We start from the raw sequence: 350 nt of genomic DNA, 5'->3' as shown, positions 1-350 counted from the left end.
CTGCGCCGGAATCCACACCTCGATGTCGTAGGTCTTGGTGCTGCCGAAACCCATGTCGCCAGTGCACAGCACAACGGTGCGGAACGGCAGCTCCAGCTTGCGCAGGATGTTTTCCGCGCAGTTGGTCATGGCGTCCAGCGCGGCGAACGACGTTTCGGGCTGCACGATCTGCACCATCTCGACCTTATCGAACTGGTGCTGGCGGATCATGCCGCGCGTGTCCTTGCCGTACGAGCCCGCCTCGGAACGGAAGCACGGCGAATGCGCCGCGAACATCATCGGCAGCGCGTCGGCGGCGATGATCTCGTCGCGCACGAGGTTCGTGAGCGGCACCTCGGCGGTCGGGATCA

At 64.6% G+C, this 350-nt stretch carries 1 protein-coding gene; it reads right to left on the bottom strand.

Annotated elements, in window-relative coordinates; genetic code table 11:
• The coding region (locus RVY79_RS17955; protein ID WP_317465876.1) for an aminoacyl--tRNA ligase-related protein at nucleotides 1-350 on the bottom strand (350 nt) is incomplete at both ends.

The sequence above is a fragment of the Chromohalobacter sp. HP20-39 genome (assembly GCF_033052815.1).
Lineage (GTDB): Bacteria > Pseudomonadota > Gammaproteobacteria > Pseudomonadales > Halomonadaceae > Chromohalobacter.
The sequence above is the reverse complement of the archived record's forward strand: the minus strand, read 5'-3'. Positions and strand labels throughout refer to the sequence as shown.